This window comes from Paenibacillus sp. FSL H3-0329, from assembly GCF_037963285.1.
Lineage (GTDB): Bacteria > Bacillota > Bacilli > Paenibacillales > Paenibacillaceae > Paenibacillus_AQ > Paenibacillus_AQ odorifer.
Genome location: NZ_CP150150.1, coordinates 1,085,482 through 1,104,415, shown reverse-complemented (window position 1 = coordinate 1,104,415; position 18,934 = coordinate 1,085,482). Strand labels below are relative to the sequence as shown.

The window sequence follows — 18,934 nt, the reverse complement described above, 5'->3', positions numbered from 1 at the left end:
CAAAGGATTGCTTATTCTCTGGAGTACACCTGTAGCTCTTGAATAGACCAATAATTCCCGCCCGCTCCGGTCTGTACAATTTTTACATACCTCGTCTTCACTTTAGAAACGGATATCTTAGTAAGCTCTTTCGTACCTTTACCAGACGTGAGTTTTTTCCAGTTTTGAGCATCGTCAGAAATATAAACTACATAGTCTCTTGGATAATCAAATGGTGATAACGTGCTGTCCAAATCTATTCTTTCAATTTCATGTGCTTCACCCAGATCAATCTGAAAATACTCTCCAGAAACCTGATGTTTCCCCGTATCCCAGCGCGTGCGCCGATCCCCATCGATGGCCAGACTTGGAGCTGATGCCACCGTATTCACATTTGAGGTTACCTTCCACTTTGTCCGATCCAGAGGAACCAGGCCGGTGGCTGTAATCTGAATTTTGTCGGAAAGTAGATTTGAACCTGATACCCTTACCGCGTAGGTATATAACGTCCCTTCACGTAAATTATGATCCGTGTATTCTGTAAGCTTCACACCGGTGGCTACCACCTTCATTTCCCCCCCGCTACCTTCAGCACGAAGCAGCTCGTAGCTTGCTCCCGGTGCCTCCAACCAATTTAATTTTACAGCTAAACCTTTTGTTGCTGCGGCTTTGAATCCTTTAGGGGCCGACGGCTTTACTTCAGAGGAAGGCTGCAAAATATACTGCACAGCCTCTCCTGGAGCAAGTGTCTCCGTAAAAGTTAACGTGGGAGTAGCCTTTTTACCTGTTACATAGCTTCTTGCTTTTTCATACGTATCCCCGTTTCCAAAACGTTCCCCTTCATACACCCCGTTTTTCGGCATAGTCACATTTACACTCACAGTTTGTGGAGTAGACTCAAAGTTAACGAAATTAACCAGCACCTTATTTGAGGTCGCTCCGCTTCCCGCAAGAGGCTTCAATGTAGAAGTATCCACGGCCCGAACATATACCAGCTTGTCGGCTAACACATCTTTGTTGGCAACTTGATAAGTTAATGGAGCTCCATGCGTAGCATAGGCAAGACTGAGCCTTCTCATGATGCTGACACGTGAATCCTCATTTTCTTTTGTATAATAAATCTCTGTGGTCGCCGGATCATGCTCTTCTAAATTAAACCCGTATTTGAATAAACTGAAATCCTTAAAAAAAGCAGCATGCTGCACAAACATATCCGCATAACCAATATGTGCACGCATGATCCGGTCGAATACAGCCGCTGTCCGCTCCGTTGCCCCGTATTGATAGGCATCCACATGACTGTCCGAGGTACCAAATTCAGTGGTCAGCATTTTTTTGCCGAGTCCATTTTCTGCGCCAGTGAAGGTCTTCAAATTCTCAGTAAAGCTTCCTCCATTACTAAAAATATAAGAGTCCCCGTAGGAATGTCCATTGGTCAAATCCGTAACCTTCTCCAGCTCCATACGTTGCTCTGGATCACGTTCCCAGCCATCCGGATTTCCACATTCCTTCCCAGTTCCCTTCTGATTACCGCAGGAATCCTCACTGTAACTCGGCCAATACGCCCAGCCCGGAGCAACAGTTTGTAAATGGGGCGCGATTTGCTTGCCCTTTTTATTTAGCCAGTCCGCAATCGCCAAGTTAACTGCCTTAGAACGATTGAATAATCCTGGCTCATTATCTACCTCATAATATTGAAAATAGGGGCTATATTGCTCAAAATAATCCGTCAGCTTTTTCTCTGCATCAGCGGGCAACGATCCGTCTGCCTTAAGCTTAATATCACCAGTATGCAAATACAGAGCAACCGCCTGCATGTTGTAATCCTGCAACACCTTGTAATATTCCATCATATCCGAGCAGGACCGCCCAACATCGCTGGCACAGCTGGTTCGCATCACATTGCCGCTATAAGCCATACCTAGCCATTTGATAACATAAGGCAAGTGCGTAACTGCACCTTCATCGAAATAAAATTGCTTATTATTCACTACTGTTCCGGTCAATGTGTAGCTGCCATGGATAGGCTCAGAAATTGGAGCGTTAAGAGACTCTAAACGGAGATTATCCCAAGTCCACCAGGAATATTCGTCTTCTTTGTCACTGCAATATAAACAGCGAACCGTTTGCAGCTTCAATTCGTTCGTTCCTATCTTCAATTGCTCCTTGGGAATATATAATTCATAGGTCTTTTGAAAGCTATATTCACTTTCTGTGCCAGCAACGCCCGCAATTTGAATGATCCCCGACAATTGATGATTGGAGAACACACTCATTTGCGGCACGGATTTATACGCATCCAGAATACCTACGCTAAATAAGACCCCATTCTCCGGGATCTTATTTAGCTGATATGTGATCGTTAATTCCGGCTGGGTCTTTCCATTCAAGCCTGCAGGCAAGCTCTGCAGAGCCGATGATTTGAGCACCGAAGAAGTAACATTAAAGTCCTTCTTGCTGCCAGAAGTGCCACTCGCAGCGAATTCAGCTGCTGAGCCATCATGTTGTCCCAGATTCCAGATCACAGTACCATCCGGTATTTCTGCTGCAGCATCAGTTCCTGCAGATAGTCTCGGTATATTGGCACCTACCTTATAATCGTTTGTCCTATTCGTTCCGAAGACAGAGACAGACAACAGAAACAAGACGGTTAATGCGGCGAATTTTAGTAATAACAGTAATGGTTTGTTTGCAGATATCTTATTTTTTCTATTAGATATTCTCCTCGTTATTCCCATCCATAGGTCCTCTCTTTCTTCCGGAATGTCTTACCCTATCATTTCATTAGATTAAGGAAGGAACAATGCCCCTTGTGGAATTACCTGCTGCTTCTGGCTGGAACTCTCCCATAGCAAACGAAGATTGGCATCTCCTTCATTCTCATAATATTCAATTTGGATATCATAAAGCGTTCCAGCTGTGAGCGGGATACTTCCTTTATGAAGGGTTGCACTTTGATTTTTCCAATTGTCGATGATCAGCTTTCCGTCAATCCAGACACGGACTCCATCATCAGAGGATGCTGAAATTGTATATTTCTCACTGAATTTGGGTTTGAGCTTCCCTTTCCAGCGTACAGAAAAGTGATCTTCATTTATCCCTGAGGCAGGTGACGCACCATGCCAATTAAAATCAATCTTACGGTCATCGCGGATAAGTACCGCTTCTCCCTCTAAATCAGTATTGTTATAGTATTCTCCAGTTAAACCCGTTAGGGTTACCGGAGTTACGGGTGCTATCGAAGGACCTCCTGTTGTGAGAACATAGTCCTCTCTCGATACTATAAACGAGTCTTTCATAAAGCTTTTAATTGACTGTAGCGTATTATTTTCTGTCAGTAATTTTCCCCAGGTCATCATATAGACCCATTTATTTTGTTTCTCAGTTAATACATCCGGGTTCGGCAGCTGTCCGCTCTCCCCGATTCCGATAGGTTTACCCTCGGCCAATGCGAGCAGATCCTCATAGTAGGACTGCTTATAATCGTTATTGTAGATATCCGCAGCCAGAACATCGAGTTTATCCCCACCGGGATAATATGCAGCATAAGGATCTGACCATTCATTCGGCGCATTCGGATTCCATACCCACAGTAGATTATTTAGCTTGTGTGTGTTTACAAAACGATCATAGACAATACTCCAAAGCTCTGAAAAATTGTCCTTTTTCCCCCACCAAAACCAACCGCCATTCATTTCATGGTAAGGTCGCCATAAGACTGGAACTCCGGCATCACGCAATTGTCCCAAATATCCAGCAACCTCGTCTAGATCTGAGATTAGCCTCTTATACTGAGCTGTCCCAGGTGTAACATAAGCATTAAATTTCTCTTGACTGAGACTTCTGTTTACATTGGACCATTCTGGAGATGTTCCCGGCAAACTCTGATGGAATGTCATGGCTACAATGCCACCCTCGTGATGCCATTCAATTGCACTGTCTATCACTGCTTGCCGCTGTTCTGCGATCGTCCCTTCGGATTGATTATTAATCGCCCCTAATTCATAACCATGTAGAACGGCATTTTGTCCCGAAGTATTCTTCAGCTTATGAACCAGTTCATCTGGGCTTTCTAGATAATCATGCTGGCCGGACAAAATCCCTTTGCCACGTAGATTCACCAAATTACTCAGCAGTTGCTTAGCCTCTTCAGAAGCCGATGGATTACTGGGTATAACCGGAGGTAAAGAGGAAGAAACACTCATAGCCTTCGGAAGACTCTTAACCTCTCCCCAAGGCAGCAAGGAAAAAATAATAAACACCGGTAACATAGTAAACAACAATCTGTTTTTCTTATAATATTTACGCAAATAAATCCTCCTTTCGGTAGCTGTACTGCCTCTACAGGTGCTAAATAAACATACCTGTTATCGGACAATCGTCTTCTGACCTAATGAGGACTATAGCTTAGTAGCTCTGCAATAACGCAGAGCCACTAAGGATCGACCTTTAATTTTCATCAATCAGGAGACATCCGGAAGAAAAAGTGCACTTGCTGGAACTGTCTCTTTAGCTTGACTAGCACTTTCCCACATCAAGCGGACTCTCGCATCGCCTTCATTCTCGTAATACTCCACCTTGATATCGTATAGCCGGCCAGCCTTCAGCGTTATAGTGCCCTTACGCTCAGTACCACTTTGCTTAGTCCAACTATCAATCACGGATTCCCCATTCACCCAGACACGGATGCCATCATCTGAGGTAGTGTAAAATGTATATTGCTCATTATATAACGGCTTAATTTTACCGCTCCAACGTATGGAGAAACGATCAATCCCGAGGGCGGCATCCGGCGAGCCTTGCCGCCAATTGAAATCGATTATTGCATCAGTTCTATTAAGAGCTGCTGCTCCCGACAACAACATGTTGTTGTAATACTCTCCTGCAAGCCCCTTCGCGAGAGGAATTGCTGCCTCCCCCTCTTCTTCGGAAGGTGCCGGCGCTGGTGCGGCGCTAGGTGTCGGTGCCAGACCAGTATTTAATTTATCTCTGGTCAGGGTGTAGTTGCTATTCATAAATGTTTTGATTGTGTCTGCACTGTTATTTTCGTAAAGCATTTTTCCCCAGCTCATCATATACGTCCATTTACTTTGCGATTGCTGAAGCTTCTCCAGATTAGGCATTTCACCATTCTCCCCGATCGCAATCGGTTTGCCTGCGGCTAGACTCAACAAGCTGTCATAGTATTTTTGCTGGTAATCATTTTCGTATATATCTGCTGCCAGAATATCTACTTTATCAGCACCTGGATAAGTTAGCGCATAAGGATCCGACCAAACATTGGGAGCATTCGGACTCCATACCCATAACAAATTATTTAATTTATGAACGTTAACAAAACGGTCATACATTATATTCCATAGTTTAGAAAAGTTATTTTTCTTCCCCCACCAGAACCAGTTCCCGTTCATTTCATGATAGGGTCTCCAAAGCACCGGAACATTGGCATCGCGCAAGCTTTTTAAAGAGACTGCCACCTTATCAAGCTCAGCGATCAGATTATTATATTGCTTGGTACCCGGTGTAACGTAACTATCGAACTCACTCTGGCTGAGTGTTTTTTTCACATTATCCCAGTCATAAGAGGTGCCCGGCAGGTTAGCATGAAAAGTCATAGCTACGATCCCGCCCGCTTTATTCCAGTTGATGGCGCTGTTCACCACATTTTGACGTTGCCAAGCCATCGTTGCTTCGGACTGACCACTGATCGCACCCATTTCATAACCGTGAAGAGCCGCATATTGTCCGCTGGTTCCCTTCAGCATATTGTTAATTTCATCTGGACTTTCTAAATAGTCATGTTGACCAGCAATAATGCCTTTTCCTGAGATCGAGTAAAAATAGTTAAGCAGCTTTACGGCTTCAGGTGAGGCACCTGGGGTAACTGGCGTTCCAGAATTTGAAGCAGCTATGACAATAGACGGCGAAATCCCAACAGCAAGCGGAAGTGCAGTCAGAAACAGGACGAGTGACAGAAATGCACCAAACAATCGATACGTACGGTAAGCTTTCAAAATATTCTCCCTTTCGGTAGCCAGGCTGCCACTCTTTCGAAGGCCCTATAGCTTTGCGTCCCTACCTTTCGATAGGTTTGCCTTTTCAATTTAAGAGAAATATTCTCTCTTACCGTAAGTATCGACGACAATTAATGATATATTTAGTGTTTTTATGACTTTTTTTGATAATTGAGTCATTTTACCTGTTTCAAGAAATTTTGAATTGGTTAAATAGATAGGTTAGACCTATGAAATGAATTGTTGTAGTTCTATATCATTCCAGTCTAAAGTAATACGAATGTTATCTTCTTCTACTAATTCAGACCCCGTCTGTACCTCTATAAACTCAACATCCGTCAAAGCAAGGATCGCGTGTTTCGTTCCTTCCGGTATACGTACCACGTCCCCAGCCTTCACATTATGTTTTTTCTCATTCAGCACAATACTTGCTTCGCCGCTGACGATTGTCCAAATTTCACTACGCTTGCGATGTAATTGATAGCTGATATTATTCCCCTCGGATATAAAAATCCGTTTGGTCAGCACTTCATTGCCTTCATCATATTTCACATAATCAATAACTTTGTAATGGCCCCAGCGGCGTTCCTCGTACATCGGTCTCTGTTCAAAGGTCTTCAGCACTTCTTTAATCCGTGGGCTCTCAGCTTTATGGGTAACTAGAATTCCATCCGGGCTAGCCGCAATGATCAGATCCTTCGCACCAATTACCGTAATCGGAATGTCCAGCTCATTAATCAAGCAAGTCCCCTCAGAATCCGCCGTCACAAAACCTTTTCCTACATGCTTGCTGCTCATTTCCTCTGTCAGCGTATTCCACGTTCCAAGATCCTTCCAGAATCCATCATACGGCTGCACCACAATATGTTCTTCTTTCTCCACCACTTCATAATCAAAGCTGATGGAAGACAATAGCTTATACTGCTTCTGCAATTCTTCATATCCTAAAGGCAACCCTTTACGCTGCAAAATATCTAACAAGTACCCTAAACGGAAGGCAAACACTCCGCAATTCCACAATGCATTTTGCTCGATGAGCTGTTCTGCTTGTATGCGGTCTGGTTTCTCTTGAAAGTGACTCACCTTCATAAAACCATTCCCCCCCGCCTCTTCAGCGGTAGGAATAATATATCCGTATTTCTCTGAGGCATGTTCAGGAACAACACCCATTAGTGCCAGATTTGCTCCACTTTCCAGCATGGTCCCCTCAAGCATAGCTATGGTATCGAAAAAGGATGCTTCTACATAAGGGTCAACAGGCAATATTGCTACCGTCTCCGCTGGAGAAACACCTGCCACTGAATAAAGATAGGTAGCTGTTAAGGCGATAGCCGGAAAAGTATCCCGACGCTCCGGTTCAACGATAATCGGCACATGACTTCCCAGTTGGCTTTGTATCATTTCTACTTGGCCGCGGCCGGTGGCTAGATAAGATGATTCTGCCATCCCTGCTTCCTCCAGCTGTCTCCAGACACGTTGTACCATGGATTCTGGTTCACCTTGAGGGCTTTCAAGTACCTTTAGAAATTGCTTTGAACGTGAGTCGTTAGACAACGGCCATAACCGTTTACCTGAACCGCCTGATAGAAGTACCATTTTCATAGAATGAACCCTCCTTGAATGGAATGTATTAAAAGCTATGTCTTTGTTAGGTAGAATCCACTCCAAGGGATTTTGGACTTCCGATCGCTGTTATCCTCAGATTTCCTGATTGGACCGCTTCTCGCGGTAGAAATCCGAGGATAGCATATGCTTTCGAAGCTAGCTTTCCTACGGAAATCTTTCGGGCGAACACTCCGTTTCTACAGTTCCAAATTCCCTTTCCGTTCTTAACCTAACCAACTACTTTTTAACAATGATCCATGCGCACCGGGCTGTACCAGCCGGAAGCGAGCACGTTTTTCTAAAGATTTGCTTCTGCTCCGGGGGAGGCAGCTGCAACTGCAAGAACAACTGCAAGAACAACTGCAACTACAAGAGCAAGACTAGTTGCCACCACAGAGACAGAGACAATGACAACTACAAATGCTACTGCTACTGCGGTATATAATCAGAGTACCTAACTTTATAAATTGCTTAGAACCTTAAAATAAGGGAATGAAGTGGCGGAAGAGAATTTTGGAACTGGAGGAGCAATAGCATCCGCCTTTGTCTGCGGATTTCTACCGCTATCAGCGGTTAAAATCAGGAAATCTGCAGACAACAGCGGCTGAAAGTCCAAACATTCTCTGGAGTCACGGCTCATCCCTAAATAGAAAAATCACAAGTTCAATCAATATAACTTAGATTAAACCGCTCCAGCCACACTAGCAGAATAACCGCTCAATCCGCCCATCTGCGGGCGGCCGACAGAATGATAAACGAGGCCGGTACCCTCAATTTGCTCCTTGGAATACACATTGCGTCCATCGATCAGCACCCCATTGCGCATGCTTTTCGCCAGCTGATGCAGATCAATCTCCTTGAGTAGGCTCCAATCGGTCAAGAGGCAGACGGCATCGCTGCCCTCAGCCGCTTCCTCAGGCAGATGGCACCAGCGAAGCTGCGGATGATCGTATTGCTGCCTGAAATTTGTAGCTGCGATTGGATCATATAGTTTGACTGTTGCCCCCTCAGCCACCAGTGCCTCAACAATCTCTCTGGCTGGAGCTTCGCGGACATCATCAGTATTAGGCTTAAAGGCAAGCCCCCATATCCCAATCGTCGAACCGCGCAGGCTGCCAAGTGATTCATGCAGCTTGGAGATGATCATAAACCGTTGTCCCTTGTTCACTTCGACTACAGATTTCAATAATTTGAATTCGTAATCGACGTTGCCCGCAATTTGAATGAGCGCATTAGTGTCTTTCGGGAAACAGGAGCCTCCATAACCGATGCCAGCCTGCAGGAAGGATGACCCGATTCTTTGGTCCATACCCATTCCTTCGGCTACCTCGGTTACATCAGCTCCCACTTTTTCACAAATATTGGCGATCTCATTAATAAAGGAGATCTTCGTGGCCAAAAATGCATTCGAAGCATATTTGATCATTTCAGCACTGCGTATATCTGTTACAAATACATTTTCTGTAAAACCCTTATGAAGCTCGCGCATAGTTGGTTCCAGCTCTGGATTATCAAGACCAATGACAATTCTGTCGGGATGGAGGGTATCGCGAATCGCTGAGCCTTCACGTAAAAACTCAGGTGCAGACACGATATCAAAAGGATGATGGGTATGGCTAGAGATCATTTTGGAGATTTTCTCATTTGTCCCTACTGGAACTGTAGATTTAGTCATTATAATTTTGTGCCCTTCCATCGCTTTAGCGATTTCAGCGGCTGCACCCTCAATATAGGTTAAGTCTGCTTCACCATTAGGCAGTGATGGCGTACCTACAGCAAGGATTATAATATCTGAACGGCGCACCGACTCTTGAAGATCTGCAGAAAAAGATAACCGTTCCTCACGAAGATTCAGTTCAATCAGTTCCTCGATTCCCGGCTCATAGATGGGCGATTCCATCTGTTTCAGCTTCTTAATCTTTTCCTCGTCCTTATCCACACAGATGACATGATGTCCGCCCAGTGCAAAGCACACGCCAGATACAAGACCCACATACCCAGTACCGATTACTGTCAGCTTCATATAATCATCCTCCTTTTAGAAAATTGACGTACGCCTGCTCAACATACTGCTTGAACTTAACCATAAACGCCTGCTCATCGAATTTACGTGCATGCTCCATAATTTGATCGATATCCCAAGCGTAGGACTCTACCTCATAAATAGCCTTAAGTAGATCCTCCACTTCTTGATGCTGAAAGAACACACCATTTACATAAGGAATAATAGTATCTAGTGCGCCACCTGCTTGATAAGCAATTACCGGTCTTCCTGCAGCGTTCGCTTCCAGCGGTGTAATTCCAAAGTCCTCTTCTCCTGGAAAAATAAATGCTCGACACTGTGCCATCATTCCAGTCACTTGCTCATCTTCTAGCCGGCCCAGAAACGATACATTATCCTTAGCCATGCCTTCGAGGCGCTTGCGATCCGGTCCATCCCCTACGATATAAAGCTTAAGACCGTTACGATTGAAAGCCTCTACCGCCAGATCAATCCGCTTGTAGGAAACAAGCCGGGAGACAATTAAATAATAGTCACCAATGGTAGAAGAGCTTGTAAACCGGGCTGTATTAATCGGTGGAAATATGACATCTGCATCCCGGTGATAATAATTCTGAATCCTCGTCTTCACTACTGAAGAATTGGCTACGAACTGATTCACATTTTTGGAAGTCCGTTGGTCCCACGTTTTAAGCTGCTGCATGTATACCTTAAGCATTTTCTTGAACAGCCCGGAATTCGACTGACGTTCCATATAGGTGTCATAGTCCCATGCGAAGCGCATAGGCGTATGGCAGTAACAAAGATGAAACGTATGTTTAGGAACCTGAATACTTTTCATAAAAGCACTGCTGGAACTCAGGACGATATCGAAACCGCGAAAGTCCAAATCACGGATGGCCATTGGATAAAGTGGCAGCACCCCTTTAAAATTAGTCTTTACTCCCGGAATCTTTTGCAGCCAGGAGGCACGGATATCCGCATCTTTGAGATTGTCAGTAAGGCGGCTTCCGTTAAAAACCGTTGTGTAGATTGGAGCCTCGGGATACATGTGATGAAAGACTTCCACCACTCTTTCCGCGCCGCCCATTTGGATTAAGTAATCGTGCGCTATCGCAATTTTCATGTGAATCATCCTCAAAGTTTTATGGAGCATCATCTTCAGAATTACCGCGTCATATCATCTGTCAGGTGCCCGCCAACAAACCTTTATAGTAGTCAACGATGTCCTTGACCGTATTCTCGATAACAAAATGCTCTTTCACTCGTTTCATCCCATTGTCCGCCATCCGCCGTCTTTCCTCTGGGTGATCCAGCATCCATTTAATGGAGTCTGCCAGTATCGCCGCGTCACCAGGCTCTATCAGTAATCCTGTCTCACCTTGAACTACAATTTCTACCGGCCCGCCTTCATTGGAGGCGATCACCGGTAATCCCGCTGCCATTCCTTCAACGATAACTTGGCCAAAAGGCTCAGGAGTTACCGAAGTGTGAATCAGTAAATCAGCAGTATTCATAAGGCCTTGAATATCATCCACATGCCCTAGCATGCTTACATTAGTAAGCTCGTCGTTTTTTATCTTTTGCAGCAATTCCTGCTTATAAGCCTCTTCTCCAAACAGAGCGTCTCCGGCCAGCCAGAACTTCACACGAGGTTCGTTCTTAAAGCTTTTTGCGGCTTCCAGCACAATATGCTGACCTTTCCAATGCGCCAATCGACCAACTAGCAGTACGTTAAAATTCTTCTGGTCCCGCATGCCGATCCCATTACCAATCGCTTTAGCGAAAGCGGAGTATACGACCAGCGTTTTTTTGGAACGCGGCAGCTCCAAAGCATTCAGCGTAGAATGTGAATTCGCGATGACTCCATTTGGGAGCAGTCGCGACAGCAAACGAATTCCTTTGGCAACGATAGGCTTTAAATAAGGGGCTCCAATATGATCCCGGATATGCCAGATCAATGGAACGCCTGCTATTTTTGCAGCGATGGCTCCGTATAATGCAGATTTCAGGGAATTGGTGTGCACGCAATCTACCTTCTCCGCTTTTAAGAGCGGCGCAAGCTTGCGACCATAAGCCAACAGCTTGAAGGCTGCAGCAGGTGCTCCCAAGTTGACTGCATTTCTACCACGACTTCTGATGCTCTCATCCAGCGGAATAATACGGACATCCATCCCTTTTTCACGTAGCCGTTCAGCCAGCGCACCATCCTCAGCCAGAATTACCAGTGGATCGATCTGTTCTCCAATATGGGTAAGGATGTTAAACAGGGCAACTTCTCCACCACTCCATTTAGCAGTGTGATCTATATAGGCCACTCTAAGCATTACGTGGTCACCTCCTCTCCTAAGGCTTGTAGGAACACGGATTCTACTTGATCCGTAACATGCTCCCAAGTATATCTCTCTAGTACATGCTCTCTACATTCATCACGGCTCGGAAGCAGCTTTCGATTGCTAAGCATATGGATCATGCCTTCGGCCATGTGGTCGCTACTTGAACTCTTAAATAGCAATTCCGGCCGGAAGCCTTGCAAAATCTCCTTATTGCCGCCAATCGGTGTAGCCATCACTGGCAATCCTGAAGATAAGGCTTCAACGGTAATCAATCCAAAGCCCTCCAATGCCTGTGAGGGAACCACGAACATGTCCGCTGCCTGATAATAAGAGGCTAGTTCGTGATCAGGAATGTAGCCTAGCAGCCTTACCTTGTTGCTTAAGCCATAGTCGGCGATCTTTTCTTCCAGTTCCCCCCGCAACGGCCCTTTACCACCAATCAGCAGAATTGCATTTGGGAATCGCTCCGCAACTTGCTTCCAGGCTTCAAGCAGCTGGAGTAGTCCCATCCGATTGACCAAACGCCGGACAGTCAGCACGGTTGTTGCTCCCTCAGGTAAATTCAAGGTCCGGCGAATCGCCAATCGATTCGTAGCGGGGATAAAACGTTCCACATTAGCTGCGCCTGGAATCACAATAATTTTGTGTAGTGGCACTCCGTGCAGCTTATGGAGAATATCGCGGAACGTCTCACTAAGCACGATGAACTTATCCGCTAGCTTATAGGCTCTATGTTCAATGGATTTGGCGATGGTTGTTTTGACCCGGTGCTTAATGCCTTGACCTTCGATTTTCATTTCTTCATTCCATGGGCCATGAAAAGTCATCACTACAGGAATCCCACGTTTCTTTGCTTCCAAGGCTGGACCAATACCATAAGGAGCAAAGTGAGTGTATAAAATATCTATACGGCCACTGCCCTCTCCCATCAGATCGGCCGCCTTACGCTGGAAAGCATCCTTACGTTTCCAGATCCCATCTTTTGGATCTCCGGCATTGTGAATAATCAATTCCTCAGGGGTAGCAGGCGTCTCTTGACTGCAAATCAGCGCATGCACCCGATTACGTGAGGAGAGTTGCTCGCAAACGGATTTGAAATACGTGTTAAGCCCACCCGGCTGTAGCGACGGCCAGCTAAGGCCTGTCGTCATAATGTTCAATCCGTCACTGTACGGCATAGCTTCTCTCTCCTTTATTCTCCTTCTCGGTCTGACTCGTCTTCGCATTGTGCTGAGTCAGCTTTCCCGATCTAATTAATTCGTAATGCTTGAAGCCGACCATGAATTCATACATGACCCAGAATACGGATACACCGAAGCCTGACATTCCCTTCTTGAACAACCCATGTAAGAAATACTTTTGCAGGAAACGGGCTGGTGGTCTTAACAGCAGATGACTGACCCGAAATCGTTTGCCCTTGGCATACGCACTTTCAGCTTCCAAGTCAGTATACTTATTGAAACGTGCCACATGATCGTTAATACTGCGGTAACCATAATGCCAGAGGGTTCCTGTCAAACGTATGGTTCGCTCTTCTGAGACCTCGGGCATCTCGTGCACCAAGCTATTTCGAATTCCATATGCTTTGCGGTTGTATAGGCGCACTAGATATTCGCCACGATCCAGCCATCTGCCCATAAAATCACCGATCCGGTAGATAGAATAGGCAACCGATTGATCCATAAGCCCCGGTTTCAGTTCAAGAATACTTGCGGCCAACTCGTCGCTGACCACTTCGTCAGTATCAATAAGGAAGACCCAATCATGAACCGCGCGTTCTACTCCGAACTCCCTCTGTTTCGCATATCCGGGCCAAGGGTTGACGTATACTCGACAATTCAAGCTTTCAGAAAGCTGTACTGTACCGTCTTTGCTGCCTCCGTCAATCACAACCACCTCGTCGGCGAATAACCTGCAGGATTGTATGGCCTTAGATATTCGAACTTCGTCATCCTGAGCGATGATGACAGCCGATATTGGATAATTGCCTTGGCCGCCTACCACGCTTTTTACTGAATCCATGAAGGTTTCCTCCTTTATCTTTCGCATTATCCATTCATATCCATAGGTTTCTTGCGAATGTAAGAATTCATCGTCGTCTTCATCCACTGAATGTCCTCGCGGGTAATAAGCAGCCGCGGAAGTTTAACTTTTAAGGTGTACTTTATATTGAGAACAATGAAGAAAAATCGCAGGATTGCTGATGACAACATCGCTATCCCTGCTCCGAGTAAGCCAAATTTAGGGATGAGCAGGAACAACATTGGGATAACCAAGAGTAAGCCAAAACCTTGAAGCATCGAAACAATTTTCGGCTTGCCTAGCGCCATAAAGGCCTGCGCCAGAATGATCGTCCCCCCGCTAATAGTCACTTCAAGGAGCAACAAACGAAACACGGTTAATGCCGCATTGAAGTCTTTGCCGTACATCAACGGAATTACTAAAGGGGCTAAGAGCATCAGAACTACTCCGCCAAGCATGGTGAAGGTCGTACTTATTCGAAAGGCTTTGAATGTTAACTCAACTGCCTGTTCTTTTGACAGCTCAGAAGCCTTAGGAAACAAGACGATCGTAATCGAACTTGAGAAAAAATTAACCATCCGCGATAGACTCACAGCCACTACATACAGCCCCAAATCAGCAGGTCTTAACAAACCGGCAATTACAATCTGATCGATATAGGTAGAGAAATTGCCAAGCAAGTCATTGCCGTAGGAACCCAGCCCGTAAGTGAACAATCTTTTTAAATTCTGATAGGCCCCTCTCATCTTCACCTTATAGGTGCGAAGCAAGGAAATCGTCATTCCGATAAACAGCGGCGCCCCCGGAAGGAGATAGGCAACTGCAGTTGTAAAAGGATTCATCTGATCCAGCGCGATCAATATCCCGATCATCGTCAGTGTAAGCAATGGCACTAGATAGCGAATCCAGTTAAATCTCTTGTATTCTCCTCTGAATTGAAAAGCTGCATTGTTAATTTGAGAGATCGCTATAATCGGACACAGAATCATAGACCACTGAGCAAAGGTCACGACCTCCGGACTGAATGACTTCAGCCAATAAGGCAAGACCACGATACCTATAATCATCGCTATGACCCCAAAAATGGTACCAAGCAGCAACGCCATACGATAAAGCACTCCGGCATCCTCCGGGTTTTTCTTAGCGTTATAGATGAGAGCTGAAGGAATGCCAAAGCTCATGCTAAACGCCAGAAACTGTGACCAGTTAATCATCGCCGTCTGTTCCCCACGACCTGTCGGTCCAAGATAACGGGCGGTCAGTACACCAGTTAACATGTTAATCAATAGGATCATGACACTGACAAACATAGTTTTTACGGCTGCCGAGCTGTTGTCCTTGCTCTTGGCGAACAGTCTAAAAGATGACCAGATTGTTCTAGCGGGGAGAGATTTTGCATTCAACTGCTGCATACGGTGTTCCCTTCCTTCTACTTTGAGTAATCTCCCTTGCGCTGAGGCCAAGACCGATCAGCATCCAGATTAAGTATCCCTTGAGTCCGGGAAACCCATTATCTGAAACTAGACTGACAATCGCACCGGTCCAAGTAGCTAACGCAAGTCGGGCGTAGGGCTGCAATTGGTCCCTGCTGATTACTCTAGCGAATATCTGTTTGACAACTGCGCCTAAAGCTCCGAAGAAGAAAACAGCACCCAGAACACCAAAGGTAAGCAGTAAAGCGATAACTCCGTTATCCATAATTCCGTACTCTCCAAGCTCGCCGTCATTACCAAGCTTAGTCCCTTGGCCTACACTACCAATTCCCTGACCTACTGGATTGGCAGCGACCATCGGCAGCATGTTTTGCCATAAGCTTAGCCGTTCATTATAAGAGTGATCTTCCTGAACAGAAGATAGTGTCTCTACCCGAGCAACCAGTCCTTCGGCGCCAGGCAATTTCGGCACAACCCAGAACAACGCAGCAGCCACAAAAACTAATTGGATCAAGGTTTTCCACTTTCCCTTAGAAGGAGAGGTTCCAACGTACATGAGCAGCATCACCAGAAGTATCAGCCATGCCGCACGTACTAAAGTAGTCAGCAGGCAGATTACAACTAGCAGAACGCCGATCCAGCGCAATGTTCCCCGCCATTTTTTCTCCAGTATCATCGGAACTAAAGCAAACGCTAAGAATGTTGCTGCCGGTCCGGGCGAATTCAACGTAGAGAACACTCGGATTTCCAATGGATATGGATTTCCGATGGACATCATGTCCGCATGTTTCATCCAGAACACATCCCAAGGTGGCACTGTCAAATACTGAACAATCCCGTAAATGGCAACTAGGACTGCAATATTGGCAAAAGCAGTAAGCAATCGATCGATATCCTTCGGCTTGAACTTCGTGACGGCAAAGTACGGCAATAACAGCAGTGGCACAATATAATTCGCTAAGTCATAAACTGAGCCCATGCCATTCTTAGCCAAACCGATTAAAGCACCATAACCCAGCGCAACTGCGAACATTAACATGATCCGCGTGGAGGCTTTTTGAATATTATGAATCTCCTTCAGCAGCGGAATGATCAAGGTCACACCGGTTAACAAGGGAGCTAAGCTCAGCAAGGATACAGAGTGATAAACTCCTTCTGACCAGTCAGCAATGCGGCGCAGCTCTGGAGCTACGGCCCAGATTAGCAAGGTATAAGCAACCAGCATTTTCGGTCTAAGTATGGCTAACAAGAAAGCCGGGAATAGGATGGCTGAGAGAATGGCTCCCTGCAGACTGTTCGATGAACTCAGCATCGCACTGGAGAAGCCAATGATCAGCGGAAGAGAGACACCTACAGCAGCAGTCCCCCCTATTAATCCAGCTGTCTTGATGAACCTAAGTGATGGGGGCGTAAATACACTCATTCCAAGCCTCCTTCCTTCACCTTATCCCGCTTACGCAGTTCCTTAAGTAATAAAAGTAGAAATTGTGCATCGTCCACAAGATATCTTTTCCAGAGCCGGCCGGGCTCCTGGCTAAGCCGCCAGAACCATTCGAACCCTGTTTTTTGCATGAAGCTAGGTGCTCGTTTCACTGAGCCTGACAGAAAATCAAAGGTCGCTCCCACTCCGATCGATATCGGAGCTTGATAAGAGGTATAGTGGCGATAAATCCACTTTTCCTGCTTAGGCGCTCCTACACCAACAAACACGATATCTGGCTGGCACTCTGTCAGCATTTCTATAATGCGTTCATTCTCCTCCTCATTGTGCTCGAATCCATAGGATGGAGAATAACAGCCAACCACATTTATTCCGGGATGCGCTGTTTTCAAATTCATTGCTGCCCGTTCCGCCACGCCTTCAGCTGAGCCTAAGAAGAACAGCCGGTACTTCCTTTGCTCAAAGGCGTTGCCCAATCGATTAAATAGATCCGCGCCGGATACCTTCTGCTTAAGCGGCTTACCTAGCATTTTGGATGCCCAGATCAGTGGCATTCCGTCAGCAACAACTGCGCCTGCCTTCGAATATACCGTTTGAAATTCTTTATCCTTACGAAGCTTGATCACATGATCTACATTACAAGTGAGAATATAAGACTGATTCCTCTCCTGAATGGTTTTATCAATGTAATCAAGCAAATCCATGAAATCATAGTTATCAAAATTGACATCGAACATATTCACTTGACTCATCGTATCACTTCTTTTTGTGGGGAATCGGTTGGCTGTGAAGATCGATACAGGCAGTTCAGGTACCAACAGAACGGAATAATAAATTGGACCGTCGACAGCGTGTTATCGGAGAATGAGTAGATTAAAAACGCTGCAATAAATAATAGATAATAAGGTTTGATCGGCGGAGCCAATGCTCTGTACACCAGTATAAATACAGCCAATAAAGAGAACATCAACAGAATAGCGCCAATATATCCCCCATCGAAGTAAAAGCGGATATACTCGTTGTGCGGAACTACAAAACCCTTATACAACGTTCCATCATTTGCTACCGTCACTGCTCCAAGCCCTCTACCAGACCAAGGAGAGTCCGCAGCCTTATTTAAGAAATACTCCCATGCCTCCGACCTTCCTGATAAATCAACAGCCGTATCTGTCTGTCTCTCAAAGGAACGTTTCTCAAAATTATCAAGCTGCCAGAAAACAGCGACCATAATCAGGAAAAATGCACCCATCAACGGAATTAGCAGATAGGTTCTGCCCTTCAAATATTGGCGAAGAATATCATAGAAGTAGTAGAGAACGGTAAGTCCAAGTGCCAAGATAGGCCCTCTTGTTCCTGTTCCAATCAAGATAAAGAAATTCAGAACTAACATGATATAGAAAAAGCGTGCTTGCTGCGGATTCCGCTTCACCTCAATAAATGGAATCGCTACTCCCATAAAGGCCAGCATCGCTAGATGCGCAGGAATATTAGCCCCCTGAATCCGTACAGCGCCTGTATACTCGATGTTGAGAAAATTATGAACATGCGCAAGCTGCAGCAACAAACCAACCACTACACTAACAAGAGGAAGCATACAGATAATTTTGATTTGCAGCTCGGCTACATTCTTTTTCCAGTTAATTAATAAAAATACGAATGGAATGGATAGACCGATAAAAGCTTTAACTGCAATGGATGAGGTCATTTCCGGCAGCCAGATCGAAGATCCAAAGGTAATCACCAGCAGCGCCACCATTGCCCACAAGGGGTGACTCAGACGAAACCGCAAGCCATTGACCAGAATACAAGGAACAAGCAGCATCACGATAACTAATTTATAAAGGGACAGTATCTCCATTCCGAACATGCTGCCATCATATAAAAAGTTAATCGATATTGCCGTTGTGATTAGAACGAAATAACTGATCAGTTCAGGCCGTGAAATCGAGATTCCCAGCAAAATAATCAGAAGCACGGCAGCTATCGCAATCATCGGCTGGTAGATGACCGCCGTTCCAAAGAACAGGGCCGACATGAGATAGAGCATCCCGTATGGCAAAACATTTAATTTGGAGCCCCACTCAAAATTTGTCATGTTAATC

General features: G+C 45.5%; 13 protein-coding genes and 1 riboswitch. All 13 genes read right to left on the bottom strand.

All coding sequences use genetic code 11. The features are described from left to right. Positions 1-11 precede the first annotated feature (11 nt). The 13 genes from NSQ66_RS04740 to NSQ66_RS04680 all read right to left on the bottom strand — a co-directional run bounded on the left by NSQ66_RS04740 (position 12) and on the right by NSQ66_RS04680 (position 18,927). Complete coding sequence (locus NSQ66_RS04740) at positions 12-2,717, bottom strand: discoidin domain-containing protein (RefSeq protein WP_080742406.1); 2,706 nt, start codon at positions 2,715-2,717, stop codon at positions 12-14. Between the two features lie 51 nt (positions 2,718-2,768). Further along, positions 2,769-4,289, bottom strand: coding sequence for a glycosyl hydrolase (locus tag NSQ66_RS04735; RefSeq protein WP_036676584.1), 1,521 nt, complete (start codon positions 4,287-4,289; stop codon positions 2,769-2,771). 153 nt (positions 4,290-4,442) lie between these two features. Further along, a complete protein-coding gene (locus tag NSQ66_RS04730; RefSeq protein ID WP_081390153.1) occupies positions 4,443-5,993 on the bottom strand; it encodes a glycosyl hydrolase in 1,551 nt (516 codons plus the stop codon). A gap of 12 nt (positions 5,994-6,005) precedes the next feature. Continuing rightward, positions 6,006-6,085, bottom strand: a riboswitch (cyclic di-GMP riboswitch). A gap of 136 nt (positions 6,086-6,221) precedes the next feature. Beyond that, on the bottom strand, positions 6,222-7,595 hold the full coding sequence (locus NSQ66_RS04725; protein ID WP_076104223.1) for a sugar phosphate nucleotidyltransferase: 1,374 nt from the start codon (positions 7,593-7,595) through the stop codon (positions 6,222-6,224). A 685-nt stretch (positions 7,596-8,280) separates the two neighbouring features. After that, positions 8,281-9,621, bottom strand: coding sequence for a UDP-glucose/GDP-mannose dehydrogenase family protein (locus NSQ66_RS04720; protein WP_076141774.1), 1,341 nt, complete (start codon positions 9,619-9,621; stop codon positions 8,281-8,283). A 4-nt stretch (positions 9,622-9,625) separates the two neighbouring features. Continuing rightward, positions 9,626-10,726 (bottom strand): glycosyltransferase, encoded by a 1,101-nt coding sequence (locus NSQ66_RS04715; protein WP_036676592.1) that lies wholly within the window; start codon positions 10,724-10,726, stop codon positions 9,626-9,628. Positions 10,727-10,787: 61 nt separating this feature from the next. Next, positions 10,788-11,927, bottom strand: a complete 1,140-nt coding sequence (locus NSQ66_RS04710; RefSeq protein WP_076104221.1) for a glycosyltransferase family 4 protein — start codon at positions 11,925-11,927, stop codon at positions 10,788-10,790. Next, positions 11,927-13,114 carry a glycosyltransferase family 4 protein gene (locus tag NSQ66_RS04705; protein ID WP_036676596.1) on the bottom strand — a complete coding sequence of 396 codons (1,188 nt, stop codon included), beginning with the start codon at positions 13,112-13,114 and terminating at the stop codon, positions 11,927-11,929. Before NSQ66_RS04705 ends, NSQ66_RS04710 begins: the two co-directional genes overlap by 1 nt. Continuing rightward, positions 13,101-13,958: a glycosyltransferase family 2 protein gene (locus tag NSQ66_RS04700; RefSeq protein WP_038568901.1), complete on the bottom strand. Its 858-nt coding sequence runs from the start codon at positions 13,956-13,958 to the stop codon at positions 13,101-13,103. Before NSQ66_RS04700 ends, NSQ66_RS04705 begins: the two co-directional genes overlap by 14 nt. 26 nt (positions 13,959-13,984) lie before the next feature. Beyond that, the gene (locus tag NSQ66_RS04695) at positions 13,985-15,370 is read right to left on the bottom strand and encodes an oligosaccharide flippase family protein (protein ID WP_036676601.1); all 1,386 of its coding nucleotides are present in this window, start codon (positions 15,368-15,370) and stop codon (positions 13,985-13,987) included. After that, positions 15,336-16,814, bottom strand: coding sequence for an O-antigen ligase family protein (locus tag NSQ66_RS04690; RefSeq protein ID WP_038568898.1), 1,479 nt, complete (start codon positions 16,812-16,814; stop codon positions 15,336-15,338). The genes NSQ66_RS04695 and NSQ66_RS04690 overlap by 35 nt, the downstream gene beginning before the upstream one ends. Continuing rightward, the gene (locus NSQ66_RS04685; protein WP_036676606.1) at positions 16,811-17,584 is read right to left on the bottom strand and encodes a WecB/TagA/CpsF family glycosyltransferase; all 774 of its coding nucleotides are present in this window, start codon (positions 17,582-17,584) and stop codon (positions 16,811-16,813) included. Before NSQ66_RS04685 ends, NSQ66_RS04690 begins: the two co-directional genes overlap by 4 nt. After that, positions 17,581-18,927, bottom strand: a complete 1,347-nt coding sequence (locus NSQ66_RS04680; protein ID WP_036676609.1) for an O-antigen ligase family protein — start codon at positions 18,925-18,927, stop codon at positions 17,581-17,583. The genes NSQ66_RS04685 and NSQ66_RS04680 overlap by 4 nt, the downstream gene beginning before the upstream one ends. Positions 18,928-18,934: the final 7 nt, after the last annotated feature.

Bases quoted from the DNA above. Each gene is read 5' to 3' on its own strand.
- NSQ66_RS04740 (WP_080742406.1), bottom strand. From the start codon at position 2,717: ATGGGAATAACGAGGAGAATATCTAATAGAAAAAATAAGATATCTGCA.
- NSQ66_RS04725 (WP_076104223.1), bottom strand. From the start codon at position 7,595: ATGAAAATGGTACTTCTATCAGGCGGTTCAGGTAAACGGTTATGGCCG.
- NSQ66_RS04720 (WP_076141774.1), bottom strand. From the start codon at position 9,621: ATGAAGCTGACAGTAATCGGTACTGGGTATGTGGGTCTTGTATCTGGC.
- NSQ66_RS04715 (WP_036676592.1), bottom strand. From the start codon at position 10,726: ATGAAAATTGCGATAGCGCACGATTACTTAATCCAAATGGGCGGCGCG.
- NSQ66_RS04710 (WP_076104221.1), bottom strand. From the start codon at position 11,927: ATGCTTAGAGTGGCCTATATAGATCACACTGCTAAATGGAGTGGTGGA.
- NSQ66_RS04705 (WP_036676596.1), bottom strand. From the start codon at position 13,114: ATGCCGTACAGTGACGGATTGAACATTATGACGACAGGCCTTAGCTGG.
- NSQ66_RS04700 (WP_038568901.1), bottom strand. From the start codon at position 13,958: ATGGATTCAGTAAAAAGCGTGGTAGGCGGCCAAGGCAATTATCCAATA.
- NSQ66_RS04695 (WP_036676601.1), bottom strand. From the start codon at position 15,370: ATGCAGCAGTTGAATGCAAAATCTCTCCCCGCTAGAACAATCTGGTCA.
- NSQ66_RS04690 (WP_038568898.1), bottom strand. From the start codon at position 16,814: ATGAGTGTATTTACGCCCCCATCACTTAGGTTCATCAAGACAGCTGGA.
- NSQ66_RS04685 (WP_036676606.1), bottom strand. From the start codon at position 17,584: ATGAGTCAAGTGAATATGTTCGATGTCAATTTTGATAACTATGATTTC.
- NSQ66_RS04680 (WP_036676609.1), bottom strand. From the start codon at position 18,927: ATGACAAATTTTGAGTGGGGCTCCAAATTAAATGTTTTGCCATACGGG.